Source organism: Lentibacillus halophilus, from assembly GCF_055395055.1.
The window spans coordinates 439,304-460,006 of record NZ_AP043750.1 but is presented as its reverse complement, the minus strand read 5'-3'; the positions used below and the strand labels follow the sequence as shown (position 1 = coordinate 460,006).

Sequence of the window (20,703 nt, the reverse complement as noted above, 5' to 3'; positions counted from 1 at the left end):
GCTTCATTGACAAATATTAAGAAGGAACTAGGTACTACAATAATCGTTCCTTTATGCCCAAAAGGGGAACTGCAACCAGAATCCTTAAAAAAGCGGGCTCCTCTATCTGCCCGAACACAAATGCTGGATACAACCCATTCCGATGATTTTCGGCCGCCGCCGAAAATCCACCATCTACCATCCACCATCCTAATCCCGCAGTATCCGCATTAAATCATAGTTGCGGTATTTTTTGTTTCTCTTCACGTCTTTATCGACAAACAGCCTATCCTTCTCCACGAGCGCATTCAAAGCATTTCTGGCGGTGTTGGGGGCCACTCCTGCTTTGTTGGCGGCTGTTTTTACATCGATAAATGGCCGCGAGAACGTATTCAGCCAAATCTTTTTCTCGGATGCGGTTCCGCAAGCTGCAAGCCCTTCTTTGGCCAGACTTTCAGCGGCTTCCAATTTGGCATTAATCCGATCGGCCATCCGGTCACAGGCGCGCAAGAAGAATAACAGCCAGTCCCCCCATCGCGGATTGTCCCCACGCACGCCATTGAGCATATCGTAGTACCGCGGCCGTTCCTTTTCCAATTCCTCACTAACGAAAAAGATTGGACTGGTGATGACGTTCGATTGAATCAAATATAAGACAATTAAAATCCTGCCCAGCCGTCCATTCCCATCCAAAAATGGGTGAATGGATTCAAATTGCGCATGAATAATGGCTGTTTTAATCAATGGATCAGCATCCTCGTCAAACACGTAATCGTCTGTTGAAAGATGATCAACCGGCAGCGGCTTGTTATAAGGATGGTGATTGATAAAGTATTCCAGATTTTCCATATAATCATCAATGTTATGAGCGGCGATTGGAATGTACGTGGCGTCCTCCATTTTTTTCGTGGGCCCGATAAAATTCTGGACTTTGCGATAGTTTCCGGACGTTTGAGTGGAACCACGTGCGCCTTCCATTAACGTTTCATGAAGTTCCTTGACGAATCGTGATGTGATCGGATACCCCATTAAAATTTTCTCATATCCTTGGTGCAATGCCTTCTGGTAGTTGCTGACTTCCTGAATTTCCCACTGTGGCTGCTGATCATGCTGTCTTTCCACCATATCCGTAAAGGTTACCTGAGTCCCCTCTATTCGTGTTGATTCAACCGATTCGCTTAAGGAAAGAACCTGTACCAATGCCTCGCTGACAACGGAATGGTTAAACTTTTCCTCGAGCCGACCAATCTTGTTATTCACCCGTGCCAGAACTTCCATGATGGGTAACGCCTCGGCATGACTGACACCGACCGGGAGCTTCTGTAATCCATGCTTCGCCATAATAAACATCCTTTTATGATATATTGCTTTAATCATACATATTATACCCCAATAACGCAAAAATAATAAAAAAATGAGTTAACAACGTGAGACGATTGAACCGTCATCTGAATTACACCTCGCTTCTTCACATCAAGAGCAACTTATCGTTCGACTTCTTGAACCGAACCTACAAGCAAAAAAGTGCCCCCTTCTATAATCTATTTCTGGAAAAACAAAGTGTCATGTGCAGCTGTATGTGACACTTTTGTTATGTGAAGTTCGATTACAGGGCACAACAATCCTTTCTGATGATTTTCGGCAGCGGCCGAAAATCCACCATTCTAAAACACCACCACTCGCGCGATGCACAGCCCCAAAATCGATCGGGAACTAGAACAAATCGATCGAGGGCGAAGGAAAATCGATCGAGAATGAGGTGGAATCGATCGAGAGCGAGGGAAAATCGATCGGGAGCGAGGCAAAATCGATCGAGGGCGAAGAAAAATCGATCGGAAACGAGGCAAAATCGATCGAGGGCGAAGGAAAATCGATCGAGAGCGCGGGCAAATCGATCGGGAGCGAGGGAAAATCGATCGGGAGCGAGACAAAATCGATCGAGAACGCGAGCAAATCGATCGGGAGCGAAGGAAAATCGATCGGAAACGAGGCAAAATCGATCGAGAGCGCGGGCAAATCGATCGAGGACGAGGCCAAATCGATCGACGCGAGCTTCCCATTCGGACTAACCTCGAGCAACTATTTTCACCCGAGTAGCACCCCCCAACTCAAGCGACGCCCCTCAACCCGATTAACCCCTCCGCACCCATTCCGATGATTTTCGGCCACCGCCGAAAATCCACCATCTACCATCCACCATCCTATATCTTGGCTGGCGGCAATAACTCCTAATCGTTCACTCCTACAATCGACTCCCGGCAGGAAAAACGTGTCATAGGCAACCGCATATGACACGTTTTCTATGTGAGGTTCGATTTATGGGAGGGGGTATCATCCTTTCTGACAACCCTCACCACCGAAAATGGACCATCCATCCCGTGTCACATTTGCCTACTGGGTGAATACCTTAGGAGTGAGTCATAACGAAAGGAATGATACCATGCACAACAATCAATACGGAATGCCTGACAATTGGGGAAGCGACCACCAGTATATGGACCCTTACGCAAACACCAATCCTCATCACCAGTATATGGATCCCTATACAAACGCCAACCCGCACCACATGGGCTCTCATCACCAACAAATGGATCCTTACGCAAACGTCAACCCGCAACACATGAGCGGTCACACGCACGCCGACCACCAGTACATGGATTCCTGCAACCCGCAATACATGGGCTCTCACCACCAGTACATGGATCCCCAATATATGAATCAGATGAGCCACAACCAGCAAATGTATGACATGAGCAAAAAATGCCACCTGTATTTTGTGCAATTGCAAACAATGGATGGCATGATGTGCGACGGCATTATTGAAGACTTCGATGAAAACTGTGTCATACTGCTCATGCCATATGGCGATATGGAAAGAGAAGACGATATGGAGCGGCAATACGGCTTTGGCTATGGTGGCTTTGGAGGCTATGACGGATTCGGTGGCTATGGCGGTTACGGAAATTATGGCGGCTATGGCGGCTACGGTTACCCGAGACAATTTCGCCGCTTCAGACGTTACCAGTTCCCGTTCTACGCAATAAGTAGTATACTTTCACCATCCTTTTACTAAAAAAAGAGGCCTCTCCATCGCCTGGAAGAGGCCTCTTTTCATATGGCAACCATGCATCCATTCCTAGATGTTGGTCTCCATGAGAATCATTCCCCGATCGGGAGCACCTCAACTCGATCCCACCGCACCATTCCGACGATTTTCGGCCGCCGCCGAAAATCCACTATTAGAAAAAACACCCCGACTCGAGCGACAGGAACATCATTAAATAAGTCGATCAAAGACGGCTTCCAAACATAGAAAAATGGGTAATGGTACTTTATAATGACAGCAAAGGCCCTGAGAGGGAGGTATACGAATGACGTCTTCTAAGGATATACGTTGGAAACAGCGCTTTGAAAACTTTGAACGATCATATAAACGTTTAAATAAATATGCCAGTGGCAGCATAACTAATGAACTTGAACGGGCGGGCATCATCCATTTTTTTGAGATGACGTTCGAACTCGCATGGAAAGTACTTAAGGATTACTTGGAAAAAGAAGGATTTATTGTGGACAGTCCACGCCAAGCCATTAAACAGGCCTTTCAAATGGGCTTGATTGACGACGACCATATATGGATGGAGGCATTGGAAAAACGCAATATGACCGTACACACATATGACGAAGAGACGGCAAAAGAACTGACAGAGGACATTGTAACGTCTTTTTTGCCAGCGGTGAGAACATTATACCGCACATTATCGGAGGAATGGTAGTATGTTTGGCCTACGGGAACAGGATATGGCACTCATTACTCAAACGATCACACGCTTTGAGACAATAGAATGTGCCCTGATTTTCGGAAGCCGCGCTTTAGGCAATTATAAAAAAGGTTCAGACGTCGACATCGCCGTTAAAGGGGGCGAGGTGACCCGAAATACGGCGGCTGGTTTAAGTGAACGATTAAATCACGAGTCCCCGCTCCCCTATTTTTTTGATGTTGTGCATTATGAGAGTATGACCAATGAACGACTTCGACACCACATCGATCATAACGGTATTGAAATTTATAAAAAAGACACCTTATTGCATGAAAACTCGCCAACGTATCATTCTGCTTCCGACGATTAACCCCCATGGTACGAGGTATGTCACCTTTTCGAATGACTCTTTTCCGATGATTTTCGGCGGCCGCCGAAAATCTACCATTCTAAAACCCACCACTCGCGCGATAATTGACTAAGGTCGCGCAACTCCACCCAAAAGTTGCGCAGTAATCGCTCAACTCGCGCAACAACCGCCCGACCTCGCGCGACTCGCCCCTCAACTCGCGCAACTCCACCCAAAAGTTGCGCAACTCAGCGCCCAACTCGCGCAGCTCCGCCCTAAACTCGTGCGACTCACCTCCCACCAAATCGCCCACCGCACCCATACCGATGATTTTCGGCGGCGGCCGAAAATCTACCATTCTAAAACCCACCACTCGCGCGATAATAGGCTAAGGTCGCGCAGCTCTGCCCGAAAGTTGCGCAGTAATCGCTCAACTCGCGCGACAACCACCCGACCTCGCGCGACTCGCCCCTCAACTCGCGCAGTTCCACCCAAAAGTTGCGCAACTCAAGCCCGATCTCGCGCAGCTCCGCCCCAAACTCGCGCAACTCCACCCAAAAGTTGCGCAGTAATCGCCCAACTCGCGCAACAACCACCCAAACTCGCGCGACTACACACCCCCCAACACAAAAAATTTCAATCGACCGCCGCCAATCCTATGATTCTATGTTATAATACCGCTTGTAACTGTCGAATAGCGTCACTTACCACAGGAGGTACACGACCATGGAAGAAACGATCTCCCTCAAAGAAATATTTGAGGTGCTGAAAAAGCGCCTTCTGCTCATCATCTCGCTCGTCATCGGGGCAGCGCTGATTAGTGCTATCATTACATTTTTCGTATTAACGCCCGAATACGAAGCGAGCTCACAGTTCATCGTCAACCAAAAACAGCAGGAACCGACATCCGAATTTACCCGCAACGATATCCAGACGAATGTGCAGCTCATTAACACATATAATGTTATTATCAAAAGCCCCAACATTCTGGAAAGCGTGGTCAACGACTTGGGCTCGAATCTGTCCACATCGCAGCTTTCCAACAAATTAAACGTCCAGAGCGCGGAGAACTCCCAAGTGGTGACCGTCACCGCAACCGACCCGGATCCTGAACAAGCGCGCGACATCGCCAACACGACCGTGACGACGTTCCAGCAAGAAATTCCCGGCATCATGAACGTCGATAACGTCAGCGTCCTGTCACAAGCGGAAGTGGGTCCCGACCCGTCGCCCGTCAGTCCGAAACCAGCACTCAACATTGCGATAGCGATCGTACTCGGCGGCATGGTCGGCGTCGGTGTGGCGTTTCTGCTCGAGTATCTGGACAATACGATCAAAAACGAATCCGATATCGAAAACACACTGGGCGTCCCGGTACTCGGTGTGATCAGCCACATGAGCGACGCCGACACCCGAGCGGTCGAAACCACGTCAACAGCAAAGCGAGGTGCAAACCATGGCACGCAAACGCAAAAACGGTCAAGCCAATAAACGCAAGTCGAGACAACTCATAGCCAAGGAAAGGCCGAAATCACCCATTACCGAGCAATACCGGACCGTCCGGACAAACCTTGAGTTCTCCTCCATCGACACGGAGTTAAAAAGTTTTCTCATCACCTCACCCGGTCCGGCTGAAGGCAAAACATACAGCGCCGGCAATCTGGCAGTCGTTTACGCGCAGCAAGGGAAAAAGGTGCTGCTCGTCGATGCCGACATGCGCAAACCGATGACACACTACATGTTCCGTCTCGATAACTTGACCGGTCTCAGCAATGTGCTCGTCGGGGACACACCACTCGAGGACGCCGTATCGGATGCCGGCGTCGAGCATCTGGACGTTTTAACGTGCGGCCCGATTCCGCCCAATCCGTCCGAACTGCTTGGCTCGCAAAAAATGGAAACGTTCATCGAGGACGCCAAGCAAGCGTACGATATCGTCCTGTTTGACACGCCACCGGTGCTCGCGGTGACCGACGCCCAGATTCTTGCCAATATGTGTGACGGCTCAATGCTCGTCGTCCGCAGCAAAAAAACCATCACCGACGCAGCGGAAAAGTCCGTGGACGTGCTGAAAAACGCTACGGCCAAATTTCTCGGCGCCATCGTGAACGACGTCGATAAAAAGAAAGCGAACTACTATTATTACTACGATAACCATTAAGCGGCCGGGAAAAACGACACCCATCCTATCGACAGACGACCCATGGCCAAACCGCTCGCACGTTCTCGACCGCTGCGCTGCTCGTCGTGTTGCACGCACCAGCACGCCCAGCAACACCCAGCTCGTCGCATGATGGAGTGCGCGACTGAATAGAATGAACCACGCCTGAATGAACACAGACAAAGGGGTGGAAACCATGATGGATATTCAAACGCATATTCTGCCCGGGTTCGCTGATGGGCCGCAGACGATCGAGGAAACGATCCAAATTGCTCAAACCGCAGCCGATCATGGCATCGACACCATCATCGCCGCACCGCATGTCACCCGAGGCACCGACCGCAACGAATCGGAGGACATCCTCGGTGTGACCGAATTCTTGACCAACCACATTCACCAACAGGGCATCGCACTGGACATCCGGCCGGGACAGCACATCCTTATGGACACGGATGTGCCCGCTGATCTTGAACACGGCTTGTTGCTGGGGCTCAACGAAACAAAATACGTCTTGCTGGAACTACCCGCGGATCACCTGCCACCGTTTGCCCTGCAACGTCTGTTCGACGTGCAGATGAGCGGCTACGTCCCGGTTATCGCCCATCCAGAAACACACCCCGGCATCCGCGAGCAGCCCGGTTTTCTTTACGACATGGTCAAAAACGGCGCGCTCATCCAGACCGATGCCGCCAGTCTGAGCGGAAACAACGGCAAACGCATTAAAACGTTCACCCGCCGCATGCTGAACGCCCATCTCGTACACCTGCTCGCATCCAACACCGTGTCCGCGACAACCGATCAACTCGCGAAAGTCTATCAAACGCTGGACGAATCAACCGCCGCCATGCTCCGCGACAACAGCGAGCAGCTCGTCCATAACCGGCCGATTGCCAAAGACGCACCATCCCGGATCGAGACACGCGGAATTGGTAAACTTTTCCGATAGTCTTGTCTAGTAAACTCGGATTCTGTTATACTAAAACCTATTAACAACACGATTTCACGCACGCCAACCGGTTCGATAGAGGAGACGTTCACTCGCACTGATAAGACGCACGTAGACACAACAGGTTCGAACCAGCGCAAGCGTCACCCCAACGAACCGAGCCAAGCCAGAAGGGAGGGATCGTCGTGATCGATATCCATTCGCACATATTGCCGGGCATCGACGACGGCGCGGACACGCTCACCGACAGTCTCGCCATGGCGCGGGAGGCGGTCCGTCAGGGGATAACGGCCATCATCGCCACCCCACACCACCGCAACGGCTATCACCACAACGCGGGGCCCGACATCATCCGCTATACCGACGACGTGAACGACGCCATCCGGCACGAAGGCATACCGCTCACCGTCCTCCCAGGACAGGAGACACGCATCAACGGCGATATGCTAACCGAGCTCGCGGGCGGCGACGTCGCAACACTTAACGGCACCAAATACGTATTCGTCGAATTCCCGTCCAACCATGTGCCGCGCTACGCCGAGCGGATGCTGTTCGACATCCAGCTCGCCGGCTACATCCCGGTCATCGTCCATCCCGAGCGGAACACCGCCATCAACGAGGACCCGTCCATCCTATACGACCTCGTGGACAAAGGCGCCCTGACCCAGCTCACAGCCGCAAGTATCGCCGGCACATTCGGCAAAAAGCTGCAAACATTCGCGCATGACTTGGTTGAAGCCAACTTGACGCATTTCATCGCATCCGACGCCCACAACACGACAACGCGCGGCTTCGTCATGAATGAAGCGTATCACGAACTCGGCCAGCAGCACGGACGCGAGGCAGTGTATACGTTCATGGGAAACGCCCAGCTGCTCATCGACGGAGAAACCGTCCACAAAGACGAACCGGAACCGATTAAAAAGAAAAAATTTCTCGGCCTATTTTGACGCGTGTGCCGACCAGCACGGCCACCAGACTCATGACCGGCCAAACCATCTATAACCCATCAACCCATGGAAGGAGGCCTTTATGTGACCTACCGAACACGCCTGACCTTGCTCGTACTGCTTGATTCAGTTATCGTCAGCACCGCTATTTTCATCGCTGCCTGGGTCGTCTACCCGCAAATATCCATATGGCAACTTGACGCTATAGTCATCAGTTCGTTATCGCTTTTATTCTTTCATCATCTATTCGCGGCGCTGTATAAGTTGTACAACAAAGTATGGGCCTACGCGAGCGTTGGTGAACTGCTCGCTATCGTTCAAGCCGTTACCCTGTCGATAATCGCTGCTGGCATCGTGCAGTTTCTCGTCAACGATTTTTCACTGTATAGCCGTGCGTTACTGGTTACATGGTTCTTACATATCATCCTGATTGGCGGCTCCCGCTTCGCCTGGCGCATCTACCGCGATCGCTACATCGCCGGGGACAAGGGTAAAAAACGCACGCTCATCGTCGGCGCGGGGGCAGCCGGCTCGATGATTGTCCGCCAGCTGCACAACAGCCATGACGGCGACAATGACTTGCTGCCGGTTGTATTCGTCGATGATGACTTGACGAAACAGCGCATGGAAATTTACGGTGTGCCCGTCCTTGGACGGATGAGGCATATCCCCGAGCTCGTGGAGGAGCACCGGATTGACCACGTCGTCATCGCCATCCCGTCGCTTGCCAATGGCGATCTGAATGCGATACTCGACTACTGCAACCAGACGAGCGCCAAAGTGCAAATGATTCCGAAAATCGAAGACCTGATGACCGGACGTGTCTCGGTCAGCAACCTGAAAAATGTCGAGGTGGAGGACTTACTCGGACGCGACCCGGTGGAGTTGGACATTGATACGATATCGGAATATGTAACGGGGCAAACCGTCATGGTCACCGGTGCCGGCGGATCGATCGGCTCAGAGCTGTGCCGCCAGCTGATGGCGTTCACACCGGGCAAAATTGTCCTTGTCGGGCACGGCGAATTCAGCATTTATAACATTAATATGGAACTGAAAGACACATACCGTGACACCGACATCGACATTGTCCCAGTGATCGGCGATGTGCAGGACCGCCACCACATGTTTGCCGTCTTAGAAGAGCACCAGCCGGCGATTGTCTATCACGCCGCCGCACACAAGCACGTGCCACTGATGGAATACAACCCGCACGAAGCGGTCAAGAACAACATCGTCGGCACGAAAAATGTGGCCGAAGCAGCCGATACGTTTGGCGCTGACAAGTTCGTCCTCGTCTCAACCGATAAAGCGGTCCGCCCGACGAACGTCATGGGCGCCACTAAACGCCTGGCCGAAATGATCATCCAGGACGTGAGTCAGCGCAGCCGGACGACATTCGCCGCCGTCCGCTTCGGCAACGTCCTCGGCAGCCGCGGCAGTGTCATCCCGCTCTTCAAAAAACAAATCGCCAGCGGTGGCCCGATCACCGTCACCGACCCGGAAATGACGCGCTACTTCATGACGATACCGGAAGCATCCCGGCTCGTCATTCAGGCCGGGACACTCGCCAGAGGCGGCGAAATCTTCGTCCTCGACATGGGCGAACCGGTCAGAATTGTTGACCTCGCCCGCAACCTGATTAAACTATCCGGCTACACCGAAGACGACATCGGCATCCAATTCAGCGGCAAGCGGCCAGGTGAAAAGATGTATGAAGAACTGCTTAGTGACGAGGAAGTCCTGCCTGGGGAAGTGTATGAGAAGATTTACGTTGGGCGGACTGGGCAAGTGGATGCAACGCTCATTACCAACTTGATCGACACACTGCCCGAGACGAACCCAGAGCAATTGAAAGACGGCATTATGGATATTGTCTACATGGAACAAACACCGATGACAGCAAAAGGGTCTTAAGCACGTTAAAAAGGTGCCAAGCACTTTACTAAATCTCTTTTGTCGTCAAGTGCCAGACACCCGGGGAAAGTGCCAAATCAAACAGAGGGGGTTAAACGAAATATGAAAACCGTTAAAAAAGCGATTATTCCAGCAGCCGGCCTCGGAACACGCTTCCTGCCGGCAACGAAAGCCATGCCGAAAGAAATGCTTCCGATTGTCGATAAACCGACGATTCAATACATCGTCGAGGAAGCCATCGAATCTGGTATTGAAGACATTATCATCGTGACAGGGAAGCATAAACGCGCCATCGAGGATCACTTTGATAATAACTTCGAACTCGAAGACAACTTAATGAAAAAAGAAAAGTTCGAGCTGCTCGAAAAAGTGAATCACGCATCCAATGTCGATATTCACTATATCCGGCAAAAAGACCCACAAGGACTGGGGCACGCCGTCTGGTGCGCCCGCAAATTTATAGGCGATGACCCATTTGCCGTTCTGTTGGGCGACGACATCGTTGAATCCGACACCCCCGGTCTAAAACAATTAATTCAGCAATACGAACAAACCGAACGATCCGTTATCGGCGTGCAGCAAGTACCAGATGATGCCACCCATCGCTACGGCATCGTCGACCCAAGTGCCCAGGAAGACCGCCGGTACAAAGTCGATCACTTTGTCGAAAAGCCCGAACAAGGAACCGCACCATCGAACCTGGCCATCATGGGCCGTTACGTGCTCACACCGGAAGTCTTCAACCATCTCGATAAACACGAAATCGGTGCCGGCGGCGAAATCCAGCTCACCGACGCGATTCAAAACCTGAACAAGGAACAGGACGTGTATGCGTATGATTTTGAAGGTACACGGTTTGATGTTGGGGAGAAATTCGGGTTTATCAAAACAACGCTGGAGTATGCGATGAAAGATGCGGATATTGGGGAAGGCGTGAAAGCACTGGTTGAAGAGTTGGCGGCTCGGCAGCGTGTGAAGAACTAGGACAGACCAAGTAAGCCCATCATTTCATCCAATCGTTTAGTAGTTTAGCAGTTGATTGGATGTTAACGGACATCCAATCAGCACCTAAGCTACTGAAGAATAAGCTTCAAAGGAAAAGGAGTACTTGGACATGACAGAAAAAATACTTCTTTCATCGCCACATATGAGTGATGAAGGCTATGAAATGCAATATGTACAGGAAGCCTTTGATAAGAATTGGATTGCCCCTCTCGGTGAAAACGTTAATGAGTTTGAAAACGAACTCGCTGCAAAAGTTGGTGCAAAATCTGCCGCCGCCCTGTCTTCGGGTACAGCAGCTATTCATTTAGCCTTAAAAGCAGCGGGAGTAGGCGAAGGAGATATTGTATTTTGTCCAAGTCTTACATTCTCAGCAACGGCTAACCCGATTATTTATCAAAATGCCACGCCGGTTTTCATTGATAGTGATTATGAAACTTGGAATATGAGTCCTGAGGCATTAGAGGAAGCCTTTGAAAAATATCCTGACGTAAAAGCAGTTATCGTCGTTCATCTGTATGGGTTATCTGCTGACCTTGATAAAATAGTAGACGTGTGTAACAAACACAACGTTGTATTAATAGAGGATGCTGCTGAATCGTTGGGAACGTATTACAAAGGACAGCATACTGGGACATTTGGAGATTATGGCGTTTTCTCATTTAATGGAAATAAAATTATCACGACGTCCGGTGGTGGCATGCTCGTTTCTGCTAATGATGAACGAGTAGAAAAAGCTAGATTTTGGGCAACTCAGTCCCGAGATAAAGCTAGACACTATCAGCATAGTGAATTAGGTTATAATTACCGTATGAGCAATGTCGTCGCTGGAATCGGCAGAGGACAGCTCAAAGTCCTTGAGAAACGCGTGGCACAAAAGCGACTTATATACGAAACCTATAGACAGGAGCTAGGAAGCTTGGATGGTGTCCAATTTATGCCAGCCAATAAATGGGATGAACCCAATCGCTGGCTGAGTGCCCTCACATTACATGGTCAGATAAGGCCACTCGATGTGATCGAAGCACTGGAAAAAGAAAATATCGACTCCAGACCGATTTGGAAGCCAATGCACTTGCAGCCATTCTTTAATGATTATGATTTCATCGGTGACGGCGTGGCTGAAAGACTCTTTGAAAATGGGTTATGTCTTCCTTCAGATACGAAAATGACCGAAGAGGATTTGGGTAAGGTGATCAAAACCATAAAAGGATTGTGGTCATAATGAGCAATTCAAAGGCTGGTTTCTACAGAAAGTTTATAAAGAGGTCAATGGATTTCATATTATCATTAATTGCAATTATAATCCTTAGCCCGTTTTTTTTCATTGTTGCATTGTTAGTTAGAGTTAAACTTGGAAGTCCAATTTTATTTAAACAAGACCGCCCAGGGCTGAATGAGGGACTTTTCACCATGTATAAATTTAAAACAATGACAGATGAAAAAGATAAGGATGGCAACTTGCTTCCCGATGATGTTAGACTGACGAGATTCGGTAAAACGTTGCGTTCTACATCTCTTGATGAACTCCCGGAACTCTTTAACATTCTTAAAGGGGATATGTCTATTGTTGGCCCAAGACCCTTACTGGTACAGTATTTACCGCTTTACAACCAATATCAAAAACGGCGTCATGAAGTAAGACCGGGTTTATCGGGGTTGGCGCAGGTTAGTGGTAGAAATGCAATCCATTGGGAAGATAAGTTCGATCTAGACGTGCAGTACGTGGAAAATGTAAGTTTTCTTGATGATTGGAAAATCATCTTTTCTACTCTAAAAAAGGTTTTTGTTAAAGAAGGAATTAATTCGGAAACAGCAGCAACCATGGAGTATTTTAAAGGTAATAAGGTAGGGGACAATGATGAGTGAAATAAATGTATTTATCTTAAGTGCCGGAAGACGTGTAGAACTGGTGCAATGTTTTCAACATGCTACAAGAAAACTTGATGTTAAAAGTAATATAGTGGCTGGCGATTGCTCTGATACTGCCCCAGCATTATACTTTGCCGACAGAACGTATAAGTTGCCTCGTATTAATGAGGATAATTATATTAGTTCAATTATAGATGCATGTAATCAAGAAAACATTTCTTTAATTGTTCCTACCATAGATACGGAATTATTATTACTAGCGAAGAATAAAAATTATATAGAAGAGAAAATAAAAGCAAAAGTAATGATATCTGATTATAAAACTGTTGAGATATGCAGAAATAAAATCAACACGCAGAAGTTTTTGGAGGAAAATAACTTTGGGATTCCAAAAATGTATACAGATGAAGAAGTTAAAAACGGTGATCTCCAGTTCCCGCTTTTTATTAAACCCAAGTCCGGAAGTTCCAGTATTAACACATTTAAAGTGAATAATAATGAAGACTTAAATATTTATAAGGATGTTATAGAAGAGCCTGTAGTTCAGGATTTTATGGAAGGCAAAGAATATACAATTGATGCGTTTTTAGACTTTGATAGTAATATTATTACGATTGTTCCCAGGTTGAGGATAGCCACTCGTAGTGGTGAGATTTCTAAAGGCAAGATTGTCAAGGATAGGGAGATTATCGATGATGTTATTAAATTAATGGGAGTGTTAAAGCCTATAGGACATATAACTGTTCAATTAATGAAGACAAAAAAAGGAATAGAATATATTGAAATTAACCCTAGATTTGGTGGCGGGGCACCAATGAGCATTAAGAGCGGTGCAGACTCTTGTGAAAATCTTTTTAGGTTGCTAATGGGTGAAAAACTAGGGTATAACGAAAATTTCAAGGACGATTTAACGTTTTTAAGATATGATAGTAGTATTTGTTTAAACGATGATATGGAATTAGTCTAATGGTTAAAGCAATCATATTTGATTTGGACGATACTCTGATTTCCGAACGAGGATATATAAAAAGTGGGTATTACCACATAGCTAGACTATTAAGTAATAGATATAACGAAGATGAAGAAAAACTATATAATCTATTAAGTGAACTTTTTAATGATAATCCCCGTTATATTTTTAATAGACTATTTGACAAATTGGGAATTGCATATACCAAAAGTGATATACTGGAGATGGTGAATGAATATCGGAATCATTCTCCAAGAATAAGCTTTTATAGTGATGTATTACCATTCATTAATTTGTTAAAAAAAAGATATATTAAAACCGGTATTATCACTGATGGCTACGCAAATGCTCAACACCAAAAATTAAAAGCTGTACAGGCCAATAATCATTTTGATGAAATAATTGTAACTGATGACTTAGGAAAGAACTATTGGAAACCACATCCTATGCCGTTTGAGATAATGAAGGAAAAACTAAATGTATCATTTGATGAGATGGTATATATTGGTGATAATCCGGAAAAAGATTTTTATATAAGCAATATATATCCTATTAAGGCTGTTAGGATTATTAGAAATGATTCTGTTTATAAAAATGCATCATATTATAAAGCCGTACAAGCATCATTTAAAATTAATTCCTTATCCGATTTGAACACCCATTTGATAGGAGAAAAATAGTGAATATTTTACAATTATCGAAGCATATGAAAGATTCAGGTGTTAATTCGCATATTATTCAATTATCGCGCATACTGACCTTGAAAGAACATAATGTGATAGTTGTATCGTCGGGAGGCCCACATGTAAAAGAGTTGGAAAGTAACGGAATCAGGCATATTCATATACCTTTTATAACAAAGAACCCTATTATTGCACTAAAAAATTTATTTAACCTTATTAGGATAATACGTAGAGAAGGCATAGATATAGCACATACTCATTGGCGTTCAACAGGTCTTTACATTAAATTATCATCGATTCTTACAGGTATTGACTTTGTATGGTCTAATCACTTAAATCAAATTCCATCTAGCTGGTTATATAGAATTTTTACATTTAGCGGAAAAGGCGCATTAACGGTTTCAAGTGACATGTTACCTATGCTACATGAAAGATTAAAAATTCCAAGGAGCAATTCACATGTAGTTTTTAATGGTGTTAATTCGGAGCAGTATATTCAGTATTCAGTTGAAAGAAAGTATGAAATAAAAGAACTATATAAGATTAAAGATCATAAAGTCATTTGTCTACTTGGCCGACTATCAAGGGTGAAAGGCCATTTATATCTATTAGAATCTTTAGGAAATATGATTAAAAATTCAGATATCGATATATCACAGTTCAAAGTATTATTTACTGGTGATGGTCCAGGTGAATATAAAAATGAAATTATTCAAAAAGCTAAATCACTGGGGTTAATAGAAAATATAGTTTTTACCGGTTATGTGAACCCTGTGGATATTTTAAACATTTCTGATTTAATGGTTTTGCCAAGTCAAAATGAAGGCTTTCCTATTGTCTGTGTAGAAGCTTTTGCTATGAAAGTACCCGTGATTCGATCAAAAACTGGTGGGTATTCTGATATGAAAGATTATTGTATTGGTATAGATTATGGTGACTCTAAAGCACTTAGTGAATCGATTTATGATATCCTGACTAATGAAAGCAAGGTTGCGGAAATGGTGAATGAAGCCTATTGTTTTTATAAAGAAAATTTGACGTCTGAAAAAATGACAGAGAAAGTAATTAAAATTTATAATGAATAGTTATCTAGCTTCTAAAACCTACTTGAACTAATACAGAATAATGGAATTTTACAAAGTTACTCATAGATTGAAGCACTATGGAGGAAAGTATATGGAGTTATTCTATAAAGTGTTATTTTATTTAAGTGGATTTATTATATTTTGGGCAATGATAGGGTATCCAATATCTTTGAAGTTAATTGGGGTTTTATACAAAAGTAGAACTTTAAAAAAGGACTATTCCCATTACCCTGAAGTAACAGTAATGGTAGTTGCACATAATGAAGAAAAAGTGATATTGGATAAACTTCAAAATATTTTAAAGTTAAATTATCCTCAAGAAAAAATTGAATACTTAATTGCTTCTGATAATAGTACCGATAAAACCAATAATATAGTTAGGCAATTTATAAAAAAGCATCAGTGTAAAAATATTCGACTTTTTGAAACGAAGGATCGTAAAGGAAAAACAAATGCTCAAAATGAAGCAAAAAAAAATGTTACAACTGAGTATTTGGTAATGACCGATGCTAATTCTATAATGGAGAAAGATTCCGTTAGAGAACTCATGGCTGCTTTCACATCAGAAGATATTTCATATGTTTCAGGAAGACTATCAATAATAAATCAGGAATCAAGTGATATTAGTGGTGCAGAAGCGAGCTATTGGGATAATGATATGTCTATTAGAGAAATAGAAGGAAGAATACAAACTATTACGGCAGGTAACGGTGCATTATATGCCTGCAGGACTAAAGATTACTATGCATTTGATCCAATTCAAAGTCACGATACTGCAATGCCACAATTTTATGCATTGCAAGGGAAAAGAGCAATTGCCAACCACGATGCAATAGCTTATGAGAAAGCTGGGGAAAGCATCGGAGATGAATTTAGCCGTAAGGTAAGGATGAATAGACTTATTCTCAAACATATCCTACCGGATTTAAGGATACTGAACGTATTTAAATATAGGTGGTTCTCATATTTTTATTTTGGACATAGGACATGTAGATATTTATTATGGATATCTCATTTTTTTCTATTTATTTCTAATGCTTTATTAATACCAGAATCATGGCTGTTTACAGTGGTATTTATGGGACAAATATTGTTTTATATTTTGGGATTGGTTAAATTAATTACCAAATCAGATAATAAATATTTATCTTTGGTATACTATTATTGTGTCACGATAGCTGCACAATGGGTTGGTGTTTATAACATTATTACTGGAAAGGCAAAGTCTGTCTGGGAGAAGGCGGAAAGTACAAGATAATATTAAGAATTACCTTTCACCCCTCTGTAGAGAAAAATAAATAGAATTAATGTTAATTTTAAGCCTATTTAAATAAATTGGAACAAATAAAAGATAAACTTAACGAATTGCGGTGGCTTAATATGGACTTGGAATTATTAATATCTACTATGCATCTGAATGACTATAGTATACTTGAAAAAATGAATATACAATCTAAAGCAATAATAATTAATCAGTGTGACGAAAATAAGCATGAGGAGTTTTATTATAATGGCAATCCAATAAAATTCCTATCTTTTGCTGAACGAGGCGTAGGCCTTAGCCGTAATAATGCTTTGATGAGATCAACTGGAGATATATGTTTAATGGCTGATGAGGATATGATTTATGTCGATAATTATAAAGAGAAAGTAATTAATGCTTTTAAAAGAAATCCTAAAGCAGATATAATTATGTTTAATGTTCCAATTCACAAAAAAGATGGTCATACTATTGAAAAAGTAGAAAAAGATGGTCGTGTTAGGTTCTACAATGTATTGAAGTATGGAACAGTTAATATTGCGTTCAGAAGAGAAAGTGTTACTAAAAATAATCTTTTTTTTAGCCTATTATTCGGAGGTGGCGCATGTTACGGATCCGGTGAGGATAGTATCTTTATTGTAGAATCTATTAAAAAAGGTTTGAAGATCTACTCTTGTAAAGATGTAATTGCTGAAATTGAGGAAAATGGTTCAACTTGGTTTGAAGGCTACAATGAAAATTATTTCTTTGATCGTGGGGCTTTATTTCAAGCAATAGGTGGAAATGCTTTCTCACTTTTTTTAATAACTCAGTTTTTACTACGTAAAAGAAAATTATATGTGAATGAACTGAGAACTAAAGAAGTATTCAAGGAGATGATTAAGGGGCGTAAAGATTTTATAAAGAAAGGCAAAGCTACGTAATATTCATATGGATGAAAGTAAAATAAATTAAATATCAAATTGTGATTACCTTTAGTTAGTGGATGATTATAACCATGAAGCGATATTACTTTATTGTCACACCTAATTAGGGTCTACTGAACATGCAATATAAGCAAGTTTAAATCACTTATATACGGAGTGCTTGAAGATTTTCTTTCGAAAAACCTGGCAGTATAAGCAATAAAAAAGTCAAAAAAGAACCCCGGAGGATCTTTCCGATATTCATTAGAAGCAGACTGAGCGAAATGGCGGTCTCACTGGTTTTCTGAAGACATGCTGAAATAAGGCCCAGCCCATACCGGCGCTTGCCTTCTCAGAATTTGCCTTCGATCGTATTTCGCTCGGAAGCATCTTGTCGCTCTACCTGCTTATGCATCGCGTTAAGTTGTTCGTCTTTGGATGGTCGTCCCAGTTTGGGGCCACTCAGGCGGATGCCGCGTTCCTGACAGTAACTACGATTTTCCCGTGTCCGATAAATGGTGTCAGCTAAAACAGCTCCGGATAGTAGCCATAACGGGCTTTATACTGCTCGATTGATTCTTTCAGCCGCTTTCCTTCGTGATAGGCATCCCATGACAGGAAATCCAAAAAGGTATAACCGCCGACGACGCTAACCGACAGCTTGGCGCCAAATTCCACTCGTGCGTTTGTCTTGCCGCGTACAATCGGACGTACATGTGGCTGACTGATACTGACAATCCGATCATCGATGTGAGACCGTTGGTCTCTGAACATAGTGGCCTGCTGGCGATAGAGTTCCTGAATGACCAGAAGGTCGCGGTATTGCTTTCTGCTTAATAATGAAAGCCCGGCGGTTGTCGCCAAAGTTGTGACATGCTTCAGGTTACGGTGGACATACCCTAATTGCTGATGAATGGCCTGATCGCGTTTTCCCTTGCTCGGTTTGCGCTGCTTCGACAGAGACAGATACTGCTTGCGGGCCTTCATTCGATACGTGCGGGGCTTGCGTTGTTGCCCCGCCAAGGGGGCATGGAGGGTATCAATAATCCCTTCCAGCTTTTCACGGGCTTCATTCAATAGATTGATATCCGTTGGATAGGCAATGTCGGAAGGAGCGCACGTGGCATCCAGCAGGAGCTTGCCCTGATTGGATGACGGTTTTTCCCGTCTGTTTTTCGGTTTCTCTGTTCCACTGCCAGGAGCAGAAGGCGGGTTGTCATCGTGGTCATCATCTGACGAATCCTGTTTTGATGGCTTTTGCGTTGATTTTGTCTGTTGACCCTGGACAATGCGCTCATTGAGATCGTTGATCAAATCAGCGTCAAAGCGTTTGCGAAAATAGGTCATGGACGACGCATCGAAGGGCGCTTCTTCCTGAAATTCGTGCAATCCAAGAAAATACTGCAGATAGGGATTTTCCGTAATAGCCTGAACGGTTTCTTCATCGCTCAAGCCCAGTTTTTCCTTGATAATCAGCGACCCAAGTGCAAGGCGGACCGGGTAGGCTCTGCTTCCCTGACTGGTATCTCCCAGGCGTTTAACATATTCGTCCTCAATATCAGCCCACGGTATGAGCGAGGCCATCACAACCCAACGGTTGTCGGGATTCAGACGGCCTCCAAAGGGTAGAAAAAACTCATCAGGCAGGATCATTTGTTTGGCATTATGTTCGTACATGGGATGACCTCCGTACAAAAGTAAGTTACGTTCCATTTTAAATGAGATTGCACGTTATTTCGGGAGTAAGACCCACAAACACTTTGTGGACAGGGTTTATGAATTATTCAGTAGCCCCTAATTAATCTATTGGGAATTGGAGATGAGGTTTTGTCTACACCATTAGTGACTGTCTTTATACCCGTTTACAATGCACAGAATTATATTGAATCATCTTTGAATAGTATTATTAATCAATCATATAAAAAACTGGATATTTTAGTCATAGATGATGGTTCTAGTGATAATACATTAGAGATATTAAAAGCATTTCGCTCTCAAGACAACAGAATTAGAATCCTAGAAAATGAAAATAATAAAGGCATACCTTATACACGTAATCGTGGATTAAATAATGCCAAGGGTGAATACCTAGCTGTTATGGATGCAGATGACATAGCGTTCACTGATAGAATAAAAGAACAAGTTTCATTTATGGAAATATATAAAAATATAGATGTAGTAGGTTGCAATTTTATAGAATTAGGAAAGAAACTTTTTTATAAAAAGAAAAGTAAATTTTATGATCCCGAAGAATTAAAGATTAGGCTGTTATTTGCAAGCCCCATTGCTAATCCTAGTTCTATGATAAGAATGTCCACAATTAAATATAATAATATTAAATATGATGAAAATTATTTCGTGGCCCAGGATTATGACTTTTGGTTTAAGATTTCTAAGGTTGGGAATTTTGCGATTGTACCTAAATTTTTAATGAAGTATAGAGTTGACCATAACAATATTTCAAATCAGACTAGAAAAAATAAAGCCTTAGCTCGAAGGAAAGTAATACAAGAAATTCATACTAAAAAGTTAAATTATTATGGTTTCAAACTAGATGAAAAAGCCTATAGAGAATTTCTTTTCTTTTTTGATGATAATAACAATATAAATAACTATAAAATTGATATATCTGAATTAGCAAGTAAAATGATTCGTATAAATGAAAATAACAATGTTTTTGCGAAAGATAAATTTAAACGTGTTCTATTTTACAGTTTTTCAATTAAGATTGGTAATTTAAACATTCCTTTAATGCAAAAGATATTTATATATTTTGCTCTCTTGAATAGAACTAAGTTCATCAATATAAAAGAACTTTTGAGAATAATTATTAAACATTATTATTTTAAATTGAATTAGAATATA

At 43.9% G+C, this 20,703-nt stretch carries 20 protein-coding genes and 1 pseudogene; 17 read left to right on the top strand and 4 right to left on the bottom strand.

Going from position 1 to position 20,703, the window contains the following annotated elements; all coding sequences use genetic code 11:
* Window positions 1–189: 189 nt before the first annotated feature.
* Window positions 190–1,320, bottom strand: a complete 1,131-nt coding sequence (locus ACZ5Q7_RS02125; protein WP_343751508.1) for a Fic family protein — start codon at window positions 1,318–1,320, stop codon at window positions 190–192.
* Between the two features lie 372 nt (window positions 1,321–1,692).
* Window positions 1,693–2,058: a hypothetical protein gene (locus ACZ5Q7_RS02120; protein ID WP_343751507.1), complete on the bottom strand. Its 366-nt coding sequence runs from the start codon at window positions 2,056–2,058 to the stop codon at window positions 1,693–1,695.
* A 361-nt stretch (window positions 2,059–2,419) separates the two neighbouring features.
* On the opposite strand from ACZ5Q7_RS02120, the gene ACZ5Q7_RS02115 reads away from it, so the two are divergent.
* The 3 genes from ACZ5Q7_RS02115 (at window position 2,420) to ACZ5Q7_RS02105 (ending at window position 4,107) form a co-directional block, all read left to right on the top strand.
* Window positions 2,420–3,052, top strand: coding sequence for a hypothetical protein (locus ACZ5Q7_RS02115; RefSeq protein ID WP_464433044.1), 633 nt, complete (start codon window positions 2,420–2,422; stop codon window positions 3,050–3,052).
* Window positions 3,053–3,350: 298 nt separating this feature from the next.
* Complete coding sequence (locus tag ACZ5Q7_RS02110; RefSeq protein WP_343751505.1) at window positions 3,351–3,752, top strand: nucleotidyltransferase substrate binding protein; 402 nt, start codon at window positions 3,351–3,353, stop codon at window positions 3,750–3,752.
* 1 nt (window position 3,753) lies between these two features.
* Window positions 3,754–4,107, top strand: a complete 354-nt coding sequence (locus ACZ5Q7_RS02105) for a nucleotidyltransferase domain-containing protein (protein WP_343751504.1) — start codon at window positions 3,754–3,756, stop codon at window positions 4,105–4,107.
* A gap of 79 nt (window positions 4,108–4,186) precedes the next feature.
* On the opposite strand, the gene ACZ5Q7_RS02100 is transcribed toward ACZ5Q7_RS02105, so the two are convergent.
* Window positions 4,187–4,444, bottom strand: a complete 258-nt coding sequence (locus ACZ5Q7_RS02100) for a hypothetical protein (RefSeq protein WP_343751503.1) — start codon at window positions 4,442–4,444, stop codon at window positions 4,187–4,189.
* Window positions 4,445–4,812: 368 nt separating this feature from the next.
* Here ACZ5Q7_RS02100 and ACZ5Q7_RS02095 point away from each other — a divergent pair, with 368 nt between their 5' ends.
* The 13 genes from ACZ5Q7_RS02095 (at window position 4,813) to ACZ5Q7_RS02035 (ending at window position 17,856) form a co-directional block, all read left to right on the top strand.
* On the top strand, window positions 4,813–5,577 hold the full coding sequence (locus ACZ5Q7_RS02095) for a YveK family protein (protein ID WP_343751502.1): 765 nt from the start codon (window positions 4,813–4,815) through the stop codon (window positions 5,575–5,577).
* On the top strand, window positions 5,543–6,247 hold the full coding sequence (locus ACZ5Q7_RS02090) for a CpsD/CapB family tyrosine-protein kinase (RefSeq protein WP_343751501.1): 705 nt from the start codon (window positions 5,543–5,545) through the stop codon (window positions 6,245–6,247). Before ACZ5Q7_RS02095 ends, ACZ5Q7_RS02090 begins: the two co-directional genes overlap by 35 nt.
* Before the next feature lie 196 nt (window positions 6,248–6,443).
* Window positions 6,444–7,193, top strand: coding sequence for a tyrosine-protein phosphatase (locus tag ACZ5Q7_RS02085; RefSeq protein ID WP_343751500.1), 750 nt, complete (start codon window positions 6,444–6,446; stop codon window positions 7,191–7,193).
* 185 nt (window positions 7,194–7,378) lie between these two features.
* Window positions 7,379–8,143, top strand: a complete 765-nt coding sequence (locus ACZ5Q7_RS02080; protein ID WP_343751499.1) for a tyrosine-protein phosphatase — start codon at window positions 7,379–7,381, stop codon at window positions 8,141–8,143.
* 84 nt (window positions 8,144–8,227) lie between these two features.
* The gene (locus ACZ5Q7_RS02075) at window positions 8,228–10,060 is read left to right on the top strand and encodes a polysaccharide biosynthesis protein (RefSeq protein ID WP_343751498.1); all 1,833 of its coding nucleotides are present in this window, start codon (window positions 8,228–8,230) and stop codon (window positions 10,058–10,060) included.
* Between the two features lie 102 nt (window positions 10,061–10,162).
* Window positions 10,163–11,044 carry a UTP--glucose-1-phosphate uridylyltransferase GalU gene (gene galU / locus ACZ5Q7_RS02070; protein ID WP_343751497.1) on the top strand — a complete coding sequence of 294 codons (882 nt, stop codon included), beginning with the start codon at window positions 10,163–10,165 and terminating at the stop codon, window positions 11,042–11,044.
* Window positions 11,045–11,174: 130 nt separating this feature from the next.
* A complete protein-coding gene (locus ACZ5Q7_RS02065) occupies window positions 11,175–12,287 on the top strand; it encodes a DegT/DnrJ/EryC1/StrS family aminotransferase (RefSeq protein WP_343751496.1) in 1,113 nt (370 codons plus the stop codon).
* Window positions 12,287–12,931, top strand: a complete 645-nt coding sequence (locus ACZ5Q7_RS02060; protein ID WP_343751495.1) for a sugar transferase — start codon at window positions 12,287–12,289, stop codon at window positions 12,929–12,931. The genes ACZ5Q7_RS02065 and ACZ5Q7_RS02060 overlap by 1 nt, the downstream gene beginning before the upstream one ends.
* A complete protein-coding gene (locus ACZ5Q7_RS02055; RefSeq protein WP_343751494.1) occupies window positions 12,924–13,901 on the top strand; it encodes an ATP-grasp domain-containing protein in 978 nt (325 codons plus the stop codon). Before ACZ5Q7_RS02060 ends, ACZ5Q7_RS02055 begins: the two co-directional genes overlap by 8 nt.
* Window positions 13,901–14,584 (top strand): HAD family hydrolase, encoded by a 684-nt coding sequence (locus tag ACZ5Q7_RS02050; protein WP_343751493.1) that lies wholly within the window; start codon window positions 13,901–13,903, stop codon window positions 14,582–14,584. Before ACZ5Q7_RS02055 ends, ACZ5Q7_RS02050 begins: the two co-directional genes overlap by 1 nt.
* Entirely contained in the window at window positions 14,584–15,672 is a 1,089-nt protein-coding gene (locus ACZ5Q7_RS02045) for a glycosyltransferase family 4 protein (RefSeq protein WP_343751492.1), read from the top strand. The genes ACZ5Q7_RS02050 and ACZ5Q7_RS02045 overlap by 1 nt, the downstream gene beginning before the upstream one ends.
* Before the next feature lie 91 nt (window positions 15,673–15,763).
* Window positions 15,764–16,930: a glycosyltransferase family 2 protein gene (locus ACZ5Q7_RS02040; protein WP_343751491.1), complete on the top strand. Its 1,167-nt coding sequence runs from the start codon at window positions 15,764–15,766 to the stop codon at window positions 16,928–16,930.
* 122 nt (window positions 16,931–17,052) lie between these two features.
* Window positions 17,053–17,856: a glycosyltransferase family A protein gene (locus ACZ5Q7_RS02035; RefSeq protein WP_343751490.1), complete on the top strand. Its 804-nt coding sequence runs from the start codon at window positions 17,053–17,055 to the stop codon at window positions 17,854–17,856.
* Between the two features lie 148 nt (window positions 17,857–18,004).
* Here ACZ5Q7_RS02035 and ACZ5Q7_RS02030 read toward each other — a convergent pair.
* Window positions 18,005–19,515, bottom strand: a pseudogene (locus tag ACZ5Q7_RS02030) (IS5 family transposase).
* Between the two features lie 150 nt (window positions 19,516–19,665).
* Here ACZ5Q7_RS02030 and ACZ5Q7_RS02025 point away from each other — a divergent pair.
* Window positions 19,666–20,697, top strand: a complete 1,032-nt coding sequence (locus ACZ5Q7_RS02025; protein WP_343751487.1) for a glycosyltransferase family 2 protein — start codon at window positions 19,666–19,668, stop codon at window positions 20,695–20,697.
* Window positions 20,698–20,703 lie beyond the last annotated feature (6 nt).

Bases quoted from the DNA above. Each gene is read 5' to 3' on its own strand.
- ACZ5Q7_RS02035 (WP_343751490.1), top strand. From the start codon at position 17,053: ATGGACTTGGAATTATTAATATCTACTATGCATCTGAATGACTATAGT.
- ACZ5Q7_RS02065 (WP_343751496.1), top strand. From the start codon at position 11,175: ATGACAGAAAAAATACTTCTTTCATCGCCACATATGAGTGATGAAGGC.
- ACZ5Q7_RS02060 (WP_343751495.1), top strand. From the start codon at position 12,287: ATGAGCAATTCAAAGGCTGGTTTCTACAGAAAGTTTATAAAGAGGTCA.
- ACZ5Q7_RS02110 (WP_343751505.1), top strand. From the start codon at position 3,351: ATGACGTCTTCTAAGGATATACGTTGGAAACAGCGCTTTGAAAACTTT.
- ACZ5Q7_RS02095 (WP_343751502.1), top strand. From the start codon at position 4,813: ATGGAAGAAACGATCTCCCTCAAAGAAATATTTGAGGTGCTGAAAAAG.
- ACZ5Q7_RS02040 (WP_343751491.1), top strand. From the start codon at position 15,764: ATGGAGTTATTCTATAAAGTGTTATTTTATTTAAGTGGATTTATTATA.
- ACZ5Q7_RS02115 (WP_464433044.1), top strand. From the start codon at position 2,420: ATGCACAACAATCAATACGGAATGCCTGACAATTGGGGAAGCGACCAC.
- ACZ5Q7_RS02055 (WP_343751494.1), top strand. From the start codon at position 12,924: ATGAGTGAAATAAATGTATTTATCTTAAGTGCCGGAAGACGTGTAGAA.
- galU (WP_343751497.1), top strand. From the start codon at position 10,163: ATGAAAACCGTTAAAAAAGCGATTATTCCAGCAGCCGGCCTCGGAACA.
- ACZ5Q7_RS02105 (WP_343751504.1), top strand. From the start codon at position 3,754: ATGTTTGGCCTACGGGAACAGGATATGGCACTCATTACTCAAACGATC.
- ACZ5Q7_RS02125 (WP_343751508.1), bottom strand. From the start codon at position 1,320: ATGGCGAAGCATGGATTACAGAAGCTCCCGGTCGGTGTCAGTCATGCC.
- ACZ5Q7_RS02100 (WP_343751503.1), bottom strand. From the start codon at position 4,444: ATGGTAGATTTTCGGCCGCCGCCGAAAATCATCGGTATGGGTGCGGTG.
- ACZ5Q7_RS02050 (WP_343751493.1), top strand. From the start codon at position 13,901: ATGGTTAAAGCAATCATATTTGATTTGGACGATACTCTGATTTCCGAA.
- ACZ5Q7_RS02090 (WP_343751501.1), top strand. From the start codon at position 5,543: ATGGCACGCAAACGCAAAAACGGTCAAGCCAATAAACGCAAGTCGAGA.
- ACZ5Q7_RS02085 (WP_343751500.1), top strand. From the start codon at position 6,444: ATGATGGATATTCAAACGCATATTCTGCCCGGGTTCGCTGATGGGCCG.